Source organism: Planctomycetota bacterium (genome assembly GCA_021414025.1).
In the GTDB taxonomy this organism is placed as follows: Bacteria; Planctomycetota; Phycisphaerae; order Phycisphaerales; family SM1A02; genus SYAC01.
The window spans coordinates 104,306-124,383 of record JAIOPG010000002.1; the positions used below are offsets into that span (position 1 = coordinate 104,306).

At 59.9% G+C, this 20,078-nt stretch carries 18 protein-coding genes, 1 tRNA gene and 1 pseudogene; 13 read left to right on the top strand and 7 right to left on the bottom strand.

The features are described 5' to 3' along the window. Positions 1-280: 280 nt before the first annotated feature. From K8R92_01050 to K8R92_01080, 7 genes and pseudogenes are all read left to right on the top strand, one after another. Positions 281-1,372: an FTR1 family protein gene (locus K8R92_01050; protein MCE9618481.1), complete on the top strand. Its 1,092-nt coding sequence runs from the start codon at positions 281-283 to the stop codon at positions 1,370-1,372. 882 nt (positions 1,373-2,254) lie between these two features. Next, a complete protein-coding gene (locus K8R92_01055; protein ID MCE9618482.1) occupies positions 2,255-3,337 on the top strand; it encodes a hypothetical protein in 1,083 nt (360 codons plus the stop codon). A 126-nt stretch (positions 3,338-3,463) separates the two neighbouring features. Then, the gene (locus K8R92_01060; GenBank protein MCE9618483.1) at positions 3,464-3,664 is read left to right on the top strand and encodes a helix-turn-helix domain-containing protein; all 201 of its coding nucleotides are present in this window, start codon (positions 3,464-3,466) and stop codon (positions 3,662-3,664) included. Further along, entirely contained in the window at positions 3,654-3,866 is a 213-nt protein-coding gene (locus tag K8R92_01065; protein MCE9618484.1) for a helix-turn-helix domain-containing protein, read from the top strand. The genes K8R92_01060 and K8R92_01065 overlap by 11 nt, the downstream gene beginning before the upstream one ends. Further along, on the top strand, positions 3,863-5,833 hold the full coding sequence (locus K8R92_01070) for an AAA family ATPase (protein ID MCE9618485.1): 1,971 nt from the start codon (positions 3,863-3,865) through the stop codon (positions 5,831-5,833). The genes K8R92_01065 and K8R92_01070 overlap by 4 nt, the downstream gene beginning before the upstream one ends. A 33-nt stretch (positions 5,834-5,866) precedes the next feature. After that, a complete protein-coding gene (locus K8R92_01075; GenBank protein ID MCE9618486.1) occupies positions 5,867-6,115 on the top strand; it encodes a helix-turn-helix domain-containing protein in 249 nt (82 codons plus the stop codon). 3 nt (positions 6,116-6,118) lie between these two features. Next, positions 6,119-7,198: pseudogene (locus K8R92_01080) on the top strand (site-specific integrase). Positions 7,199-7,376: 178 nt separating this feature from the next. Here the strand turns inward: K8R92_01080 and K8R92_01085 are convergent. From K8R92_01085 to K8R92_01095, 3 genes are all read right to left on the bottom strand, one after another. Next, positions 7,377-7,458: transfer RNA gene (locus K8R92_01085), tRNA-Tyr, on the bottom strand. 103 nt (positions 7,459-7,561) lie between these two features. After that, on the bottom strand, positions 7,562-8,431 hold the full coding sequence (locus tag K8R92_01090; protein MCE9618487.1) for a DedA family protein: 870 nt from the start codon (positions 8,429-8,431) through the stop codon (positions 7,562-7,564). Positions 8,432-8,480: 49 nt separating this feature from the next. Then, positions 8,481-11,024 carry a sodium-translocating pyrophosphatase gene (locus tag K8R92_01095; GenBank protein MCE9618488.1) on the bottom strand — a complete coding sequence of 848 codons (2,544 nt, stop codon included), beginning with the start codon at positions 11,022-11,024 and terminating at the stop codon, positions 8,481-8,483. A 185-nt stretch (positions 11,025-11,209) separates the two neighbouring features. Here K8R92_01095 and K8R92_01100 point away from each other — a divergent pair, with 185 nt between their 5' ends. Continuing rightward, positions 11,210-12,208 carry a class I SAM-dependent methyltransferase gene (locus K8R92_01100; GenBank protein MCE9618489.1) on the top strand — a complete coding sequence of 333 codons (999 nt, stop codon included), beginning with the start codon at positions 11,210-11,212 and terminating at the stop codon, positions 12,206-12,208. A 1-nt stretch (position 12,209) separates the two neighbouring features. Here K8R92_01100 and K8R92_01105 read toward each other — a convergent pair whose 3' ends face one another. Then, on the bottom strand, positions 12,210-13,385 hold the full coding sequence (locus tag K8R92_01105) for a hypothetical protein (protein ID MCE9618490.1): 1,176 nt from the start codon (positions 13,383-13,385) through the stop codon (positions 12,210-12,212). 78 nt (positions 13,386-13,463) lie between these two features. Between K8R92_01105 and K8R92_01110 the strand changes: the two genes are divergently transcribed. The 4 genes from K8R92_01110 to K8R92_01125 are packed head-to-tail and all read left to right on the top strand — an operon-like array spanning position 13,464 to position 16,997. Beyond that, entirely contained in the window at positions 13,464-14,261 is a 798-nt protein-coding gene (locus K8R92_01110) for a hypothetical protein (GenBank protein ID MCE9618491.1), read from the top strand. A 46-nt stretch (positions 14,262-14,307) separates the two neighbouring features. After that, positions 14,308-15,105, top strand: coding sequence for an ABC transporter ATP-binding protein (locus K8R92_01115; protein ID MCE9618492.1), 798 nt, complete (start codon positions 14,308-14,310; stop codon positions 15,103-15,105). A 46-nt stretch (positions 15,106-15,151) separates the two neighbouring features. After that, complete coding sequence (locus tag K8R92_01120) at positions 15,152-15,931, top strand: ABC transporter permease (protein MCE9618493.1); 780 nt, start codon at positions 15,152-15,154, stop codon at positions 15,929-15,931. A 34-nt stretch (positions 15,932-15,965) separates the two neighbouring features. Then, a complete protein-coding gene (locus tag K8R92_01125; protein MCE9618494.1) occupies positions 15,966-16,997 on the top strand; it encodes an ABC transporter substrate-binding protein in 1,032 nt (343 codons plus the stop codon). Between the two features lie 89 nt (positions 16,998-17,086). Here K8R92_01125 and K8R92_01130 read toward each other — a convergent pair whose 3' ends face one another. From K8R92_01130 to K8R92_01140, 3 genes are all read right to left on the bottom strand, one after another. After that, positions 17,087-17,896, bottom strand: coding sequence for a hypothetical protein (locus tag K8R92_01130; GenBank protein ID MCE9618495.1), 810 nt, complete (start codon positions 17,894-17,896; stop codon positions 17,087-17,089). Between the two features lie 2 nt (positions 17,897-17,898). Further along, positions 17,899-18,690, bottom strand: coding sequence for a type II secretion system GspH family protein (locus tag K8R92_01135; protein ID MCE9618496.1), 792 nt, complete (start codon positions 18,688-18,690; stop codon positions 17,899-17,901). A gap of 121 nt (positions 18,691-18,811) precedes the next feature. Next, entirely contained in the window at positions 18,812-19,201 is a 390-nt protein-coding gene (locus K8R92_01140) for a hypothetical protein (GenBank protein MCE9618497.1), read from the bottom strand. 86 nt (positions 19,202-19,287) lie between these two features. Here K8R92_01140 and K8R92_01145 point away from each other — a divergent pair, with 86 nt between their 5' ends. Then, a complete protein-coding gene (locus K8R92_01145; protein MCE9618498.1) occupies positions 19,288-20,076 on the top strand; it encodes a site-specific DNA-methyltransferase in 789 nt (262 codons plus the stop codon). Positions 20,077-20,078: the final 2 nt, after the last annotated feature.

Genomic DNA, 20,078 nt, shown 5'->3' on the forward strand with positions numbered 1-20,078 from the left:
TCACTTTCGGGCGGCGCAAATTGCGGCGCACTTGGGAGCGATTCCATTACTCCAACAGTGACAAATGCCCCCACTGACCCGGACTTGGCAGCGGTTGTAACCGCCTGGCCTGACCTTCCCCCAGCGTTGCGGGCGGGCATAGTGGCGATGGTGAGAGGGGTTGGTTCGCCGGCAATTTAGACAGCGGCCAAGCCGCTACCATTGGGTGTCGTTGGGACGGCGTCTCAACTGGTTTGCATTGCCCATCGCGATGTCTGCCTACCAATAAGGTGCTTTGTTCATGGATAACTTGCCTTCACCTCCCTGCTCGACCGAATCGCAATGTCCGACCGCGTGCGGTCCAGGCGAATGCCAGCGAACAAGCAAAGTTCGCACATTGCTGGTCACAGGTGCGGCGGTGGTGATCCTGGGCGTGTTGGTCTGGCAGGGAGTCACATCGGGCGGCAACCCTGATCCGCTGGCGGAGAACATTTCGCCCGCCGCCGCCGTGATGAACACCGGCATCCTTGTCTTCCGCGAGGGACTGGAAGCGATCCTCGTGCTCGCCGCGCTGACAGCCAGCCTCGTGCGCTCGGGCCGCGGATACGCCAAGCCGGTGGCGCTGGGTGCGGGCCTGTCGATTCTCGCGTCGGTGGCCACATGGTTCATCGTGGTCGCGATCATCGACAGCATTAACGCCCCCGCCCTTCATGTGCAGGCGGCGACTGGCCTGCTCGCGATCGTGGTCCTGCTGGTCATCATGAACTGGTTCTTCCACAAACTTTACTGGGCTGGGTGGATCTGCATGCACGAGCGCCGCAAGCAGGCGATCATTCACGAGCCGGCACGCAGCGAGCGCGCGATCTTCTGGGGTCTGGTGCTGCTGGGCGTGACGGCGGTGTACCGCGAAGGTTTCGAGATCGTGCTGTTCCTGCAGAGTCTGCGCCTGCGCGCGGGCGAATCGCCGGTGCTGCTTGGAACAGCGATCGGGCTTGGACTCACAGGGATCGTGGCCGTGCTGACATTTGTCGCGCAGCGCAAGTTGCCCTATCGCAAAATGCTCATAGCCACCGGCATCATGCTCGGTGCCGTTTTGCTCGTCATGGTCGGCGAGAGCGCACAGGAACTGCAGCAAGCCGGATGGATCAAGACGACTCCGGTCGGGCTGCCGCTGCCCGAATGGATGGGCATGTGGTTCGCGATTTTCCCGAATGTGGAAGGGCTTGCGGCACAGGCCATCGCGGCGTTGTTAGTCATTGGATCGTACTTCCTCGCCAAGCGCAGCGGCGGTGGGCGCAGAGGTCGTGGCGAGAAAATTCGCACGACCCCTCTAGTGGTCTCAGCCCGCATGTCGTCGGGAAATTCCATGACGATGTCGGCTGCCACGCCATAAATAAAGCAATGCTTAGATGCCCAAAACGGTCTACAGCATCTCAGCAATGGATTGCCCCGCTGAAGAGTTTCTTATCCGCAACCGCTCTCGACTTTGGTCCATGCGGAGGCTGTCCAAGCGACCTTGACGGCTCTGGTGAAGTAGATGATGCTGATGGCGGATCGATGCTTCTCGACTTCGGCCCCTGCCAATAGACAAATCGCAAGGCACGAACCCTTGCAATGGCAACATTGGTCAATACCCTATTGGGGTAGGGGCGGGTGCACTTTATAGGTCAAAATGCGGCTCACCCGTGCAATGTCTGCAAGTGGAACGGGTCCTTCCACGCAAATAATGCTTTTGGGGTCTCTACGATGAGCCATGAAGCGGTATCGAGTTTGTTGGGGGCAAGCCCGAATTATTGCACTTGAAAGGCGCAACTCTTACAATCCCTCCAGGGGGGTGGGGGGGAACCATGTAAAGAGCGCGCTTTCAGTGGGGGTAGGGGAAGCCGCGCACAGCCGGGGAGGGCAAAAAATAAATCCGATTCTCCCTGCCACCGTGGATGCCTCTCACTGCGCGCGTGAAAGGATAACGAAGGTTCTTTTTTTGCATTTTCAGCGGGAAATGTTCACGCTTAGCACAACTTGAGAGGCGAAATTTCACCTTCAATGGCTTCCTGGACGGTGTGATTCATGGTCGAATCAGGGTATGCGATCAATTTGCCTGGTATCCATTTCATGCACTTTTTCTAATTTCAGATATCGCCTATTGCATCCCCGTTGACTCGCCATAAAATCACTGAAATGAGGTAGCGGATTGATCGTCCGCGAACGGCTGGGCGTGGTTGCGGCGATTCACTCTCCCCGCTGCCACGCCTGGCCGGCCACTAAAGGAGAGTGCATGACACCTAGCGAATGGGACGATTTACGCGAGGATGCGCGGGAATTTTCCAAGACGAATCCAAAGATGCAGCACACGCTTGTTTTTATCCCAAGTCAAGGGGTGCCGGGCGCGCAGGAATTATTAACCGCATCGTTCGACGATGCGCGTGACATTCGGAGCACGCTGCGCTTGCTTGGTATTCCTTGTCCCGGTGACGACGAAGCAGGTATCAAAGGGTTGAAAATGTGGCATCGCCACGGCCACGGATCGGTTCACACCTTGCTTTGGCCCATTGAGCCGCATACGGAATCCAGCGCCGACTGGAAACGACTGTGGGAAACGCTCTGGGGTTTGATCGGCAGTCGCGTCGCTACGGTCCTGCCCGACGCCTTTGCCGTTGGCGTCAGTGATGCGCCGACAATCGAGAATGGCGCGTCCGATCCGTCCTGGTTGCTGCATTGGCTAGCGTGGCCGGGGCATTTGAATCATCGGCTCGCCAAAGTGAGGTGGCGAGTGTTCCCTTTGAAAAATGGTGCATCTATGACTTTGGATGAACGCTTCCCCAGCGGGTGTCCGAGCAAAATCTTTGCGAACAGGACTAAGACCGAATTGCAACATGTTCTCCAGCAATACGGTGTCCGAGGGTCGCCACTGGAAAATTCCCAACTTACCGATTGGTGGTCAAGCACGATCGACGCCGGCCCCACGCTGGTCGCGGCGATTGATTGGTTGCGGCCGCGTTTGAGTCCCAAAGCGGATGGACTGCCCACAGGGAACGAAGGCCGCCAGTTGCCTGAACTGGGGCCGCATGATCGGCAAGCGTGGCAATTGTCAATGATGCAAGGGATGACTCAAGGCAAAATCGCAGAAGCATTGAACAAGGAACACCGTAAGACCTACAACCAAGGGCAAGTGTCGAGGATGATTGCCCGCGCCAAAGTCCACGCGGAAGCAAATGGGGTGGACAAATTGGCCGAACAAGTAGCAGGGAAGATCAAACGGCCCATGACGGTTGACCCTGGGCGGCTGAATCTAGGGCCTAGAGTCGATAAGCGAAACCCGCGCCCGAGCGATCGGGCGAGGGAAAATGACGACGACTAATAGCGCGTGATATGCGCTTAAAAACCCTCGTTTCTTTCGGGGTATGCGCTTGTATGCGCTGTAATTCTTGAATATGCGATGACTCCAAAGGGAAGCCAATTCGGTTTCCCATTAGGAGCATTTTCAATGAATCAGGAATTTGATCTGTTGACGGCCCGAGAGTTGGCAAAGCGTTTGCGCGTTTCAACCGATACGGTCCGAGCGTGGGCGAGGCGGGGAGTCATCCCTTCATTGCGGCTGTCACCCAAAGTCATTCGTTACAAATCCGAAGAAGTGCTGTCCGCGCTTTCGATCAGGTCGGCAAAGGCGGTGTGCCGTGGACAATGAATCAAAAAAGCAAGTTTCTCCAACCCTTGCACTTCGCCCAAGGGAAGCGGCCCGTGCGCTGGGAATTGGTCAAAGGAAACTTTGGGAACTGACCAAGACTGGGGTGATTCCATCCGTGCGGATAGGTACATGCGTCCTCTACCAAGTTTCGCAATTGGAAGCGTGGCTGACTGCGCGAGCGAGCAAGGCAGGTCAAGAATGAAAGCCTCTCAAGGTGATTGGCTTGCCGTGAACAAGTCACTTCCATGTCCGATCTGTGGCAAGCCGGATTGGTGCGCTCAATCGGAAAATGGCGCTGTGCGCTGCATGAGAATCAGCGATCCGCCGGCTGGTTGGCAATTAGTGAAGCGAAATGATGACGGCGGCACGGTGTATCGGCGTGATGGTGAGCCGGATCGACATGCAAACCTTGCCGGCGTGAAAACCAAACCGGCTAAGAATTCCAGGACTTATTCGACACTAGAAGCAGCGATTGAAGCGGCAACGAAATTTACAGGCGGAGAATTTGTGAAACATTGGTCCTATGAACGCAGCGAAGGCATAGAAGCATTCATTGTTTGCCGGTTCAATCTGAAAGATGGGTCAAAGCAATTCCGCCCGATTCACAAGTGCGACGATGGCAAATTCATCATTGCCGATCCCCCTGGTTTGTTGCCGCTGTATCGCTTGCCGGAATTGCAAGACGCGGCGAGAGTCTATGTATGCGAAGGTGAAAAAGCGGCGGAAGCGGCACGGTCAATCGAATTGATCGCAACCACTTCCGCGCATGGATCAAAGAGCGCAGCGAAATCAGACTGGCAACCACTTGCCGGCAAAGATGTAGTGATTCTGCCGGATAACGATTCCGCCGGCGAGATTTACGCTGCGAATGTGGCGGGCATTCTGCATGGTTTGGGATGCACTGTGCGAATTGTGACCCTGCCGGATTTGCCAAAGGGAGGCGATATTTTCGACTGGATCGAAGCGCGGGAATGCATCGAATCAGAATCACTGCGCGACGAAGTGGCGTGTTTGGCCGGGGCAGCGCCTGTCTGGCAACCATCCGAAAATCAATCGCAATCGCAATATGGACGATCTGAACCAATCATTGTGAGGCTTTCGGATGTGGAGCCTGAACAGGTCGCATGGCTTTGGCCCGGTCGAATCGCACTTGGAAAACTAACGCTGATTGCTGGCGATCCGGGTTTAGGGAAATCATTTCTTACCTTGGACATGGCGGCGAGAGTTTCGAATGGGATGCCTTGGCCCGATCGACCCAATGAAGCCAATCCAAGTGGCGGCATTGTGTTACTGAGCGCAGAAGATGATCTAGCGGACACAATCCGGCCACGGCTTGACGCAGCGAATGCGAATGTGAGCCGAATTCAGGCGCTGAAGGCAATCCGTTCAGTTGGCGGCACTGAGCGCATGTTTAACCTTTCCCGTGACCTGCCAAATTTGGAAGTGGCGATCAAATTGGTAGGAGATTGCAGGCTTGTAGTGATTGACCCTGTAACGGCGTACTTGGGTGGCGTGGATTCGCATAAGAATGCAGAGATTCGCGGATTGTTGGCCCCGCTTGGTGAATTGGCGGCGCGGCATCGGGTTGCGGTGGTTGCGGTAACGCACTTGAACAAGAGCGGATTCGGTCCGGCGATCTACCGGGCTATGGGTTCGCTCGCGTTTGCTGCTGCTGCGCGTGCGGCATGGGCAGTAAGCAAAGACAAAAACGACCCGCTCAGGCGGTTGCTACTGCCAATCAAAAATAACATCGCGCCGGATACCGGCGGATTGGCATATCGGATCGAACCTGTGGGTTTGATCGGTTGCCCAGTGGTAGCGTGGGAAGCAGACCCGGTGGCGTTAAGCGCCGATGATGCCTTGGCAAGCGATCGCATTGAAGGCGGTAATAGAAACGAACGAAATGATGCTGTGGATTGGTTACGCAAAGCATTGGCTGACGGCCCAATGCTGGCGGAAGAAGTGAAGCAGCAGGCCGAACAAAACGGTATTAGTGCGGCAACCCTTCGACGCGCCAAGCGTGAAGCCGGGGTAGAGGCAAAGCGAGAGGGGTTTGGTCCAGGTGCGAAATGGTACTGGATGCTTCCCGAACACCATAGATGCTCACCCCAACTCATAGATGCTCACCCTAAAACAGTGAGCACCAATGGAGAAATTGAGCATCTATGAACCCAATGAGCCTTCGATCAATGAGGAAATCCAATGACACTACTTGACAAACAGAAAGCAAGTGATACAATTGAGCCTATGAAGATCAGCGATGCAGTACGCAAAGCAATCGAAACGAGCGGCATGAGCCGGTACGAACTCGCAAAGCGAAGCGGGGTTTCGCAAGCGGCACTCTCAAAGTTTGTTAATGGCCGGGGTATGCATATCGCGATCCTGGACAAAATCGCCGGCCCGCTGGGTCTACGGCTGACAGTCAAAAAATCCAAACGAAAGGCAGGGTGAGTCATGGCAAGCATTTCACGCGATGCAAACGGTACAAAGCGGGTTTTATTTACGGATGACCAAGGCAAGCGCCGCACAATTCGGCTGGGCTTGGTATCGACCAAGGCGGCTGAGTCATTCAAACTGCGCGTTGAGGCGCTACGAACCGCTCGAACCACTGGAACACCACTAGACGGGGAATTGTCCGCATGGCTGCGCGACCTGCCAGACTCGATGCACACTCGCCTGGTGGGGGTTGGGCTTGTTGAATCACGCGAGAGCGCTGCGACTATCTCGCTGGACAATCTTTTGCATCAATTCGATGCGACGGCAATAGTCAAAGACGGCACGCGGGCCGCATATCGACAAACCACGGGAAGCCTGCGCGATTACTTCGGCGGTCAAGTACCCATTGCCAAGTTGACTACTGCGGATGCGGACGGCTGGCGTAAATCAATTTCCGAATCAAAACTTGCCGTTGCAACCGTTGCCAAGCGTGTGCATGTCGCCAAGGCAATCTTCAATAAAGCGATCAAATGGGGCATGATTCCAAAAAGCCCATTTGCTGATTTGCGGGCTGGGATGCAGTCAAACCAAGAGCGGGCGTTTTATGTCACTCGCGAAATGATGACGGCGATACTTGCTGAGTGTCCCGATGACCAATGGAGGGGGATTCTGACGCTTTGCCGCTATGCGGGGCTTCGCTGCCCGTCCGAATTGGTCGGTTTGAAATGGAGCGATGTGAATTGGGAACTTAGCCGCTTGACGGTTCGAAGCCCCAAGACTGCTGGACACGAAGGCCATGCCATGCGGTTTGTCCCCATTTCACAAGAGGTCATGCCGATTCTGCAAGCACTGTTTGACGATGCCGAGCCGGGAGCCGAAGCGATCATTCCAAGATTGCCCAATTCATCGGCCAACTTACGAACGACTTTCACCAAAATCATCATTCGGGCGGGTCTTAAACCTTGGCCACGGCTTATCCAAAATTTGCGGGCATCTTGCGCGACTGATTGGGTGGAACGAGTCCCAGCCCATTCAGCCGCACGCTGGCTAGGTCATAGTCCGATGATCGCAGCGCAGCACTACCTTCAAGTTCGGGATGCCCATTTTGACCTTGTGACGGGCGGCGCAAAAAGCGGCGCACTCAATGTCCAAAATGCGGCGAAGCACCCGTCCGCACACGGACGCGCCGAATCGCTGAAACAATCAAATGTGTCTTGTTTCTCCGATGCTTTGCGAACAGATACGAAAGTGCGCAGCAGCACGCAAAAACTGGGAATGGGCGGTGGGGGATTCGAACCTCCGAAGGCTAAGCCAGCAGATTTACAGTCTGCCCTCGTTGACCACTTGAGTAACCGCCCTGAAATGTCATGCAAACGCCGACGCGAACGTTCAAACATACCGTTCCTTTGATCCGCTGGCAACGACGACGCCCGCGGCGAGCCACACGGCCGTTGGCGGCATTCAGCCTGCGGACGAAGCCTTGGCTTCCACCCGAAAAGTCCTCAGCCAGGCCACCTTGGCCCGCGGCGGATGGCGCTTCGATTTGCGCCGGTCAATCGCCTTGTGCACCAGCCACAGTCCGATCACGACCGCCAAAGTCACTCCAACCGCGACCATGATCTGATGAAAGATGTCGGTCACGCCGGCCTTGGCCGCGGCATGAAAAGCCAGCCAGCCGATGGCCATCTGCAGCGGCGCGGAGAAGAGCACGCAGATCCCCTCGACCAGCATGAATTTCCAGGTCGCCATGTGGAGCACACCGCACATGGTGATCACCGGCGTCCGGGTGCCGGGAATGAACCGCGCCGCGATCAGCACCACCACGCCGCGCTGGTCGATCTGGTGCTTCACCTCCAGCAGACGCCGCGGATGGAACATGCGCTTGAAGAAGCGGCTGTGCACGATGCGGGTCCCGAAGGTGCGGCACATCAGGAACCAGCCCAGGTCGCCCAGCACGATGCCGGCATAGGCGGCCAGTGCCAGCTCCCAGAAGAACCGCGGATCGTTGGCGGAGATCCAACCCGCCGGGATCAGGATCAGGTCTTCGCTCAGGTGCAGGCCGACGCCGCTGATGATGAAGGCAAAGAAGACCGTGATCGCTCCGTAGCGGTCGATGCCCTCGGCGATCCACTTGGGCATTTGCGGGGCGGGAGCGCCGCCCTGATGTTCATCCGACGGAGCCTGCGGATTGGCAACGGCGGGGGGCGGGCTTGCAGCCGGTGCCTGCCCCTGATGAACCGCGAGTTCGGCCGGCGAAATCGCGCTCGTCCCCATCGCGGCGAAAAAGAAAAAGACGGCGGCCAGACATGCGATGTGGAACGAGCACTTCATTCGTGGTCCACAGTGTAGGCCGCCGTCTTCAAATTTATGGAGAAGGGATCTAAGCCTTCTTCACATCCGTCGGGATCCGCATGCTGTAGAAGCTGCGATAGACGAAGATCAGCGCGATGACGAAGAACACGCCGCCGATCCAGTTCTTGTAGGGCTGCACCTGCTCCTGCACCGCGATTTCCACCGCGAGCAGACCGAACAGCGTGGTGAACTTGATGACCGGGTTGAGGCTGACGGAGCTGGTGTCCTTGAAGGGATCGCCAACGGTGTCGCCGACCACGGTCGCCGCGTGAAGGTCAGTGCCCTTCATGCGCATGTCCACTTCCACGATCTTCTTGGCGTTGTCCCAGGATCCGCCGGCGTTGGCCATGAAGATCGCCTGGAAGAATCCGAAGAACGCGATGGCCACCAGGTAGCCGATGAAGAAGTAGGGATTGAAGAAGGGCAGGGCCAGGGACATGCAAAACACCACGATGAAGATGTTGAACATGCCCTTCTGGGCGTAGACCGTGCAGATGCGGACGACTTCCTTGCTGTCCTCGATGCTGGCGGTGGCCTTCTCGAGGTTGATGTTCTCCTTGATGAAGACCACGGCGCGGTAGGCGCCCGTCACCACGGCCTGGGTGCTGGCACCGGTGAACCAGTAGATCACCGAGCCGCCGACCAGGAGTCCCAGCAGGATTTCCGGCCGCACGATGGAGAGCTTGCTCACCACGTCGCCATAGAGCTTGTCGAGCATCAGGATGATGCCGAACACCATCGTGGTTGCACCGACCACCGCGGTGCCGATGAGCACGGGCTTGGCGGTGGCCTTGAAGGTGTTGCCGGCGCCGTCGCCCTTCTCAAGAAGGTGCTTGGCGTTCTCGAAGCTCGGCTCGAAGCCGAAGTCGCGCTTCACTTCCTCGCGGATGTTGGGAATCTTCTCGATCTGGCTCAGCTCGAAGACGCTCTGGGCGTTGTCGGTGACCGGACCGAAGCTGTCCACCGCGATCGTGACCGGACCCATGCCCAGGAATCCGAAGGCGATGAGACCGAAGGCAAAGATCGGAGCCGCGAAGTCATACTTCGCCGGCATCAGGTGCTGGATGTCCGGGTTGTTGCTCGCCCACCAGCCCAGGGCCATGAGCGACGCGAGGACCAGACCCTTCCAGAACGCGGAGAAGTTGCCCGCCACGAAACCGGAGAGCACGTTCAAGCTGGCGCCGCCCTGGGCGCTGGCCTGAACCACTTCCTTGACGTGCCGGCTGTTGGTGCTGGTGAAGACCTTGGTGAACTCGGGGATCAGGGCGCCGGCGACGGTGCCGAGGCTGATGATCACCGAAAGAATCCACCACAGGCTGGAGTAGCTGTAGGTGGCGGTGTCGACCACGGTGCCGACGACGGCCTGGCCGGAACTGTTGACCGCAACCGCGGCCTGTTCGCCCAGGACCACTGTCTCGCTGAACTGGCCAAGCAGGGCCCAGCTGGCGAGGAAGGTCACGCCGATCGAGACGATCGAGGTGATCCACACCAGGCTGGTCAGCGGGGCTTCCTCATCGAAATCCTTCTTGGTGCCGAAGCGTGCGGAGCACATGATTTCATTGATGAAGTAGCTCAGCAAGCTGGTCACGATCATCAAGGCCCGCATGGCGAAGAGCCACACGATGAGCTTGGCGCAGATGGTCTGTCCCAGCTGGCCGTTGCTGTCGCCGATGGCCAAGGCCAGGAAGGCGATCAGCGCCACGCCGGTGACGCCGTAGGTTTCGAAACCGTCAGCGGTCGGGCCGACCGAGTCGCCCGCGTTGTCGCCGGTGCAGTCCGCGATGACGCCGGGGTTCTTCGGATCATCCTCGGGAAGCTTGAAGACGATCTTCATGAGATCGGCGCCGATGTCAGCGATCTTGGTGAAGATGCCGCCGCAGATGCGAAGTGCGCTGGCGCCCAGACTCTCGCCGATGGCGAAGCCGATGAACGCCGGGCCCACCAGGGCGGTCGGCAGGTACTTCAGAATCATGATCATGAAGAACAGTTCGACGCTGACCAGCAGCAAACCGACGCTCATGCCGCTGCGCAAAGGAATCGCAAGCACCGGCAGGCCCTGGCCCTTCAGACTGGCGAAAGCGGTGCGGCTGTTGGCGATGGTGTTGATGCGGATGCCGAACCAAGCCACGCCGTAAGAGCCGAGAATGCCCAGCACGCTGGCGGAAAGAATCACGAAGATCGAGAAGGCATCCTTGTGCTCGAGGTAGCCGAAGTAGTAGAAAATGCAGGCGCCGATGAGGATCCAGAGCAGGGCCAGGAACTTGCCCTGCTGCCAGAGGTAGCTCTTGCAGGTCTCCCAGATGATGTTGGAGACATCCGCCATGCTCTTGTGCACCGGAAGCCTCTTGGTCTGGCCATACTGGTACCAGCCGAAGATGCCCGCCAGAACGCAGACCAGCAGGCCCATCATCATCAGGTAGTTGCCTTGGATTACCGAGCTGCCGAACTTGAAGTTGGCAAGGTCGACGGAGGGCACCTTCAGGTCCGCCTCACCGGCGAATGCGGGGGTGGCGAACAGGGCAAGCAGCGCGAAAGTGGCGATCAGGTTCAGGCTCCGGCGGAGTCGGTTCATCATCTAAGTGGTTCCTTGTAAAAGTTATGGAATCTCCCGTGGATTCCGTGGGCTAGAAGAGTAACGGCAGCGGGGCGATAGGGCAAATGAGGGGAAAATGAGGTTTGGAGCATGGTTCTCAGACGCTGGAGCGAGCCCAGTTTGACCTGAATGCCCGAAATTACGACTTCCGCTAGGGTGGGGGCATGTTTGCCAATCGGCTGGCCAAAAGGCTGCGGCAACTCAGGAAGTGGGCGGCCAAGGCGGAGATCGACGCCTTTCGGCTCTATGAACGGGACATCCCCGAGTACCCCGCGGTGGTCGACTGGTATGGCGGCGAAGTGGTGGCATGGCTCCACCCCCGCACCAAGGATGAGACCGAGGCTCAGCAGGACATTCACGAGGCCCATTGCATTGAGGAGATCTGCTCGGCTCTGGAAATCCCGCGGGAGAAACTTTTCGTGAAGGAAAGGCGGCGGCAGAAGAACCGCCGCGAGGGCGCCGAGGAGGGGCAGGGGCAGTACCAGAAAGTCGCCGCCCAAAGCGCGCTGCGGGTGATGCGCGAGCAGGGGCTTCGCTTCGAAGTGAACCTGAGCGACTATCTGGACACCGGCTTATTCCTCGATCACCGCACCACTCGCGACATGGTTCGGCAGCGATCCAAGGGGCTGCGCGTGCTGAATCTCTTCGCCTACACCGGAAGCTTCACCTGCTATGCGATCGATGGCGGAGCGGTGGCCACGACCACGGTGGACATGAGCGCCACCTACCAGGCGTGGGCGCTTCGCAATCTGCGGCTCAACGGTTGGGACGCCGGCACGACCCACCGTCTGGTCGAGGCCGACTGTCTGGCGTGGCTGGACAAGGGACCGAAGTCGGGCGAGTGCTATGACCTGATCGTCTGCGACCCGCCGACATTTTCAAATTCGAAAAAGATGGAGGCCTCCAGCTTCAGCATCGATCGCGACTGGCCGGGGCTCCTCGGCAGTCTGCCCGCGTGGCTCTCTGAAAGCGGGACGATCTGGTTCAGCAGCAACTCGCGCAAGATCGAACTCGAACCGGGCCGGCTGCCCGCGGGATTCGCGGCGCGCGACCTGTCCAAGCGATCGCACGCCTTCGAGTTCCGCGAAGGATGCGGGCACCGGCTTTGGATGATCGCGCGTCAGGCCACCTTCGATTCGTGGCAGGCGAAGCGCGGCAAATGAATCAGGGCTTTTTTGCGGGATCGACCGGCGGAATCACATGCAGGATGAACTCGGGATGGTCGGGCAGATTCTCCACGAAGGGCTTGGTGTCAGGCTTGCCATCCTCGATCTTGAAGCGAAGCAATTGCTTGGTCAGGCGGCTACCCACATAGAGCCACTTCGCACTGACCACAAGTCCGGATGGAGCCTTCAAGCCCGATTCGCCCGCCTTGACGAAGACACTGCACACGCCCGTGTCCATGTCGAGTCGAAAGACTTCGCCGGTTCCATCGTCACCGATGAAAAGACTCTTGCCATCCTGCGTGAAGGTCAGCTGGATCGGCTTCTTGAGGCCGTTGGATTCTCCGGCGACGATCTTCACCCGATCACCGGTCTTTCGGTCATAGCAACTCACGCGCGAGCCGTCGCGGTCGGCGACATAGAGATAGCCGTCCGGCCCGAAGCAGATGCCGCGCACCGCGGCCAAGCCCACCGGACTGGTCTGCGAATTCGCGATGAAGACGCCGGGGGCAAGATTCTTGAAACCTGCAAGCGAGGTTGGCGGAGGCATCGGCGTGCCCGCGTTGTCGCGGCCCGGCCCCGCGTAGCGCGTGACGGTGTTGGTGTCCTGGTTGCTCACATAGATGTCGCCCTCGGGTGAGATCGCGACCGCGTAGCTGTGCAGCATGGCGGGATTCGCAGGTCCCTGCTTCACGAAGTCGCCCATGTAGGGACGCACGCCGTTCGCCTCGGGCGGGCCGAAGTGAAGAATGCGCGAATCCTTCATGAAGGCGTTGATGGCGAGAATGCTCTGATCGGGAAGGATCGCCATGCCGCGCAGATCGTGCGGAACTGGGCCCGCGGGGCCGTTGGGAATGGGTCCGAGGACCGATCCTTTCAACTGGCCTTCGCCCGTGATTGCCTGGATGGTTTGCGGCTTCCCGTCCTCCCCGTGCATGGTCATCAGCCAGGCGATTTCCGTGGGCGCCGGCTCATGGTCGTGCCCGGACTTCCCCGGCACGCCGGACTTGTCCTTGTCTTTCTTGTCCTTGTCCTTGTCTTTGTCCTTGTGCTTGTCGGTTTGGCCCGGCGCGTTCGCGTCGTTCTGTCGAAGCGCGAAGGAAGGATTGGCCAGCGCGAGCGCGACCAGAAGTGGCGCAAGGACAAGGGCGCGGTTCAATGTGGCGGCCTGGAACATGAGGTCTCCTTGGAAATTGACTCCATCGGCAAAGTCGGCCTTGAAAAGATACCCTATAAAGGAAGAGGTCATCAATCCATGAAATTTGTCCGCACCCTACTCGTCCTGGTCCCCGTGCTGCTGCTGGCCCATCTTGCCTTCGCCGAGAAGGATGTCGCCGCACTGCTCACCGACACACAGAACAATCAGCCCGCCGTGCCGACCAACAACGGCTCCTTCCATGACATGACCAGCTCGTTCGAGCGGTTCTTCCACACCTGGTTCATCGTCAAGCTCTTCGCCAGCCTGCTGCTGAGCGTGCTGCTGGCGATGCTCATTGCCCAGCATCCGCGCCGCAGCACCCGGCTGAACCCGCTCTCGGACCACGAGGAGCGCAAGTCGCTGGTGGTCCTGGCGGTCGTCGGAGCCGTGGTGGCCGAGCTGGTCCAGGTGAACTCGGCGATGGCCTTGGTCATCTTCGGCATCGGCGGATTGATCCGCTTCCGCACGGTGCTGGACAACCCGAAGATCACGGGCAAGGCCATTTTGTGCGTGCTGCTGGGGCTTTCCTGCGGACTCGGCCAATGGGCCACGGCCGTCTTCGTGACCGTCTTCGCCTGGCTGCTGATCCTCTGGCTGGAGATGCACCTGAGCGCCCGCGTGAAGATCCGCGTCGGCGAGAAGGGCAATCTGCAGGACACCTACAAGGCCGCGGTCGATGCGCTGAAGATGATGCACTGCCGCGTGAAGAGCTCCTCCATCATGATTGAGAAGCGCCAGGTGATTGCGCTGGTCTTCATCCCCAGCGGCACGGACCCGAAGGAGCTCGAGACGCTGTTGGAGGCCAAGCTGCCGCGCTCCTCCTCTGCGACCAGCGTGGAAATCGAAGTCGAGTGAGCCGCTTCCGAAGGCGGCCGATTCCGCGTCCGCGGGGTTTCCTCCGGTGACGGCGTCCGAATCTGCCGTCGGGCTCGGCGTCAAGGTTCGCGCGGTGGCACATGCCTTCGACGGCGCTGCGTCGATCGAGCATGCCGATTTTGCGGTGAGCCCAGGCGGGTTTCTGGCGATCGTCGGGGATTCCGGTGGAGGCAAGACCACGCTGCTGCGATTGATCGGCGGATTGCTCGGCGCCACCAGCGGCACCATCGAGTACGTCGACGGACAAGGCGGCCGCGTTTCGCCCGGGGTGCGCGACATCAGCTTCTGCTTCCAGGAAGGGCGGCTGCTGCCCTGGCGCAATGTGCTGGACAACGTGGCGCTGCCGCTGGAATTGGCAGGCGCTTCCGCTTCCGAGCGGCGAGGAGCCGCGCGGGAAATGCTGGCCACGATGCGATTGGCGGACGCGGAGTGCAAGATGCCGGCGCAACTCTCGGGCGGCATGCGCATGCGCGTCGCCATGGCCCGGGCGCTGGTTACTCACCCGAAGCTCCTGCTGTTGGACGAGCCCTTTGGCGCCCTCGACGAGGTCACCCGCCTGGCGCTGGACGAGGAGCTTCGCCGGCTCTGGCGTCAAAGCGGGACCACCGCGATTCTGGTGACGCACTCCATCCAGGAGGCAGTCTCGTTGGCGCAGATGGTCGTGGTGATGAAGGGCAAGCCGGGGCGGACACTGCCCCCGACGCCGATTCGACTTTCCATGACCGAGGGCTGGCGAACGTCGATGGAGTTCGTCTCCCTCTGCCAAAATGTCTACCAACAGATGACGCGGAACTGCGGCGAACCGGTTGGAGGCGTGCGATGACCCGCATCATCGCGGCTGTGCTTCGATGCGGGGAAGGAGGCGTCCGATGAAAAATCTTCTTCGCGTGGCGCTGCCCCCGATCTTCACGGCATTGGCGCTGCTGCTGGCGTGGGAAGTCGCGGTGCGGGTGTTTCACCCTGCGGCCTACCTGCTGCCTTCACCGTTCATGATTCTCAACGCCGCGTGCGGTGAATCGCACCAGCTCATGCGCGCCACGCTGTCGACCGCGGCCAGCGCCGGCCTCGGATTCCTGATCGCGGCAATCCTGGGCATGGCCTTTGCGAGCCTGCTGGGTCAGAGCCGCTTCCTCCAGCGCGGCCTCTATCCGCTGGCGTCGCTTTTTCAGATGGTGCCACTGGTGGCCATTGCGCCGCTGCTGGTGATCTGGCTGGGCTACGGCCTGAAGGCCACCATGGCCAGCGCCGCCATCGTCGCGGTCTTTCCGGTGCTGGCCAACACGCTCGACGGCCTGCGCTCGACCGATCCCGCGCTGCAGGAATTGTTCTCGATCTATCACGCCCGGCGATTTACGCGCTGGTGGAAGCTGGAACTGCCCAGCGCCGCGCCCGGCATCTTCACGGGCCTGCGCATCGCGGCAGGGCTGGCCGTGATCGGCACGGTGGTGGGAGAATTCGTCTCGGGTTATGCCGGAGAGGACGCGCCTCTGGGCATGGTGGTGCTGGCGGCGATGCGCAGCGCTCGCACCGACCTGGTCTTCGCCGCCGTCGCCTTGTCGGCGATGGTCGGCTTTCTGCTCTTCGGCATCGTGAGCCTGATTGGATGGCTCTCGCTTCGAAAGTGGCATGCGTCTACGCTCTCGCGATGAGCCCGCGCCGGCTCACCGCAATGAAAGGATCCGCATGAAATACTTCGCGTGCGCTCGATGCCTCCTCGCGATCCTCTGCCTCGTCGTGACCGCATGCGACGATAAGAGCGCGCCGACCACTGCCGCGGGCAACCGCAAGATCCGGCTGCAATTGAACTGGGTGCCGGAGCCGGAGTTCGGCGGCATCTATGCGGCGGAACAAGACGGGTTGTTCAAGGCCGAGGGTCTCGAGGTTGAGATCATCAAGGGGGCGTCCGGCACCAGCGTGCCGCAGCTGATCGCGCAGGGTGCGTGCGAGGCGGGCGTGGTGAGCGGCGACCAGGTGCTGACGCTGCGCGAGCAGGGCGGCGACATCGTGGCGACCTACTCCATCTTCGAGCGCTCTCCGATGGGATTCATGGTGCGGCAGGCGTGCAGCGCCGACAGCCTGGAGAAAGTGTGGAAGGGTTCCGGCACCATCGCCCTGGAGCCGGGCATGCCCTTCCTGAAGTGGCTCGAGAAAACCTACGGTCCTTCGACGCGGAAAATGATTCCCTACGGCGGCTCACTCGTCGTCTTCCAGAACGATCCGGAGACGGCGTCGCAGTGCTTCGTCACCGCCGAACCGGTGGAGATGGATCTGAAGAAGATTCCGGTGAAGGTTTTCGACATCGCGGAGAGCGGCTACGACCCCTTGACCGCGGTGGTCTGCAGTTCCAGCTCCTGGTTGCAGGCGAACCGCGAGAGCGCGGAAAAACTGGCGCGGGCCATGCGGGCGGGGTGGACCCACTACATGAACGATCCCGCGAAATACAACCCCGCCATCGCCAGGCTGAATCCCTCGATGACGCTTGAGGCCATGAACATCGCCGCAGAGCGCATGCGCAAGTATGTGCTGGGGCCTTGGACGCTGGCCCACGGCTTGGGTTCCATGGATCCGCAGCGGTGGAAAACCATGGTGAGCCAGATGCAAACCTTGGGGCAGTTGACCAAGAGCGTGGCGCCCGCAGAAGTGATGTTGGAGCTTCTGCCGGCCGAGCCGTACGCGTCATCAGCAGGCGCATCGCAGTCGCCGGCGACGAAGTGACGGTTGATGCTCCGCAAAGAAGCCGGTGGTGAGCGGGTGTTCATCCCAATCCGCCCACCACGCGGCTTCGTGTGAAGACTTCCAAAAACTCACGGGCAGGATCCGAAGTTCAAGAGCACCAGGCCAAGGTCGCCTCCGTCAACTTCGCCCGAGCCGTCTAGATCGGTTGTGCAGCCAGGGCAAGGACCGAAGTCAAGGAGCACGAGACCGAGGTCGCCTCCATCCACTTCGCCCGAACCGTCCAGATCGAAGGGGCATGGAGCGGCGAGAAGGTTCGCCTCGGCCCAGGCGTAGATGGGTTCGAACTCTTCCGGGGCAAGCCCATCGTTGAAGACAATCCAGTAGGGCTCGCTGACCGCCGCGCTGGAGTCGGTTGAATAGAGTTCCATTTTGATCAGATAGGCGCCGGTGTCTGGGAGAGGTGCGGTGTCTGCAGCGATCTCCATGTTGAGGTGCTTGTGGATGCCGCCGTTGCTCTGCACTTGCAGATCAAAGCCGTTGACTGCGCTCTCTCGAATGTCGAATTGAAGCGTCAGGTAGCTCATGTGCATCTGCAGTCCGGTGGCCGGCACAAAGTCGCTGCCGTCCCATCGCCTGAGTCCGTCCAGAGCGTTCCATCCCATGCGGGTGCCGGGGTCAAAGGATCCCGGCGGGGCTTCATAACCGGGCTCCGAGGTGGAATGCTCGACGCCGGACTCCCCGAATTCCGCGGGGAAAACGCGCCGCGGCCGCGTGTCGCCAGAATCGTCGGGAATGTATTCGCGGGTTTCGATCACGCCGCCGATACGGACGGGAACAATGTCGCCCAGATCCTGGGCATGAACGGTCGCGGCAAGGAACGATGCAACCGCAACGAAGAGTGATCCGACGAAATGTGATGTGTGCGAGGAAGTTTTCATGATTACTTTTTCTGCCACGAAGATTGTGGCTTGAAGGAGACGGAGGGATCGAAATGATTGAACGATGCATTGAAGTAAAGCGAAGCGAATGAATCCGTTGAAACATGCCCGTCGGCAAACCCCCACGGGCTGACGGCGTCGCCGGCGCCGACCTTGCCGGCGGCGGCGTTGGTCTGCACCTGCGTGGAGGCGATGGCGTAGGCGCCGGGGCTGTCGCCCCACTCCTCGACGTGGACGTGGTCCGCCCCGGCGAAGTCGCCGGTCTCGGTCATGCAAAGAGTGTGCACGGTCGCCGCCGGATTCCTGATGCGTGACATCCGGTTGGTCAGGCGCGCAGGATCGATGGCGCCCCACGGCGAAAACTCCGTTGCCAAGTGATCGTTGATTCCGTAGCTCGTCTTGCGGAATCGCTTGGTCGATCCCTGCACCGGAATGCCCTGGCCGCCGTCGGCCACGGACCAGTTCGGGCTTTGATCCAGCGGACTTTTGATCGCGGCCGTCTGTTCGAAATAGGGCTGGAGCGTGGTCACGAAACTCTCGCCAATGCCCTGATCTCCGCCGCCGTGCGGCAGACGAGCATCGGCGAGATAGCCCTTGTTGGCCTCCGCGTAGGCCAGATGCGCGAGCTCCAAGCTGCGGATCTGCGACAGACTTTTTGTGACGCGGGAGGATTTCATCACCCCGTTGATCGATGGAACCAGCAGTCCGATCAGGATGGCCAGCACGGCGATCACCACCAGCAATTCAACAAGCGTGAAGCCGCTGAAAAATCGGCGAACTCGAGGAGTGCGCATCGAATCATCCTTTCGTAGGAGGATCTTGAAGATGAAGATTTCAAGAGGTGAACGAACAACGCAGAAAATGCGCGGCGCAAGTGCGACGCAATTTCACGGGAACCGCTTCAGGCGGCGTTGTTCAGATGGAGGGGGGCGGGTTGGCCAGCGCAACCCGCGGCGACTCGATGTCGCAGGCCTGACCGATGCTGATCTCGTCGCGGGCGTACTCGGCCTGAGCGACAATCATCGTTTCGCAATTCAATCCGGCGTCATTCGTGGCGGCGGCGAGCTCGTCGCAGACTCCGCAGTGATGGCTCTGCAACGGATTCGGGGCCTGGTGATGATCGCTGGAATCTTCAAAACATGCAGCGATTTCCCCTGCAATTGGCCCCGAAATCGTTTCGCCGGCGTGGGTACAGGAGGCGTGGTCCGTTTGGCCGGCGTGCGACATCGCATGCATCGACCGCAGGGCGGAGGTTCCCGCGAGCAGCATGGCCAGGCAAAAGATTCGCGCGAAATCACGCAGCATTGCAGCCCATAGTAGACATCCATTCTCGATCAAGGCAAGAACGAATTTGGAAAATGAGCCCAAGGAAATTGCAATAGACTCGCGCCATGAAGCCATCGCCCCGGCCGGCGCTGAAGTTATTCGCGACAACGCTCTGGGAATACCCGAGCCAGCACTTCGACGCCGTGGACAAGGACGGGTTCCGCGTCACCATGCAGGGGGACAAGGACTATATGGGTGCCACGCCGTCGTGGGTTCTGTGGCAGTTGCTCAACCGCTACACACGCGAGGGGGACAGCGTGCTGGATCCAATGTGCGGTTCCGGCACCACGATTGATGTGTGCAATCTTTTGAAGCGGAAGCCGGTCGCATTCGATCTGGCGCCCTTCCGCGAGGACATCGTTCAGGCCGACGCCCGCAAGCTTCCGCTGGAGGACTCAAGCGTGGATTTCGCCTTCGTTGACCCGCCCTATTCGACCCACGTGAACTATTCCGAGGATCCGCGCTGCATCGGCAAGCTCGACGCCGGCGATGAATCGGGCGGGCGCGACTACTACGCGGCGATGAAGCTGGTGCTGCGGCAGATGCACCGGATCCTGCGCAACCGCCGCTACATGGCGATCTACGTCAGCGATTCCTGGCGCAAGCGCCGCGGCGAGAAGGGCAAGGGGGGCGGCATCTTTATGCCCATCGGCTTCGAGCTCTTCGCCCAGATGCGCGAACTCTTCCAGCCCGTCGACATCATCTGCGTGGCCCGCAAGAATTCCAAACTGGAGAGCGGGGAGTTCCGCCGCGCCGCCGAGGACGGCAACTTCTTCCTGCGCGGTTTCAACTACCTCATGATCGGCAAGAAGGTGGACGACGAGGCGCCGACCGCCAGGAAGCCCAAGCCTTGAAC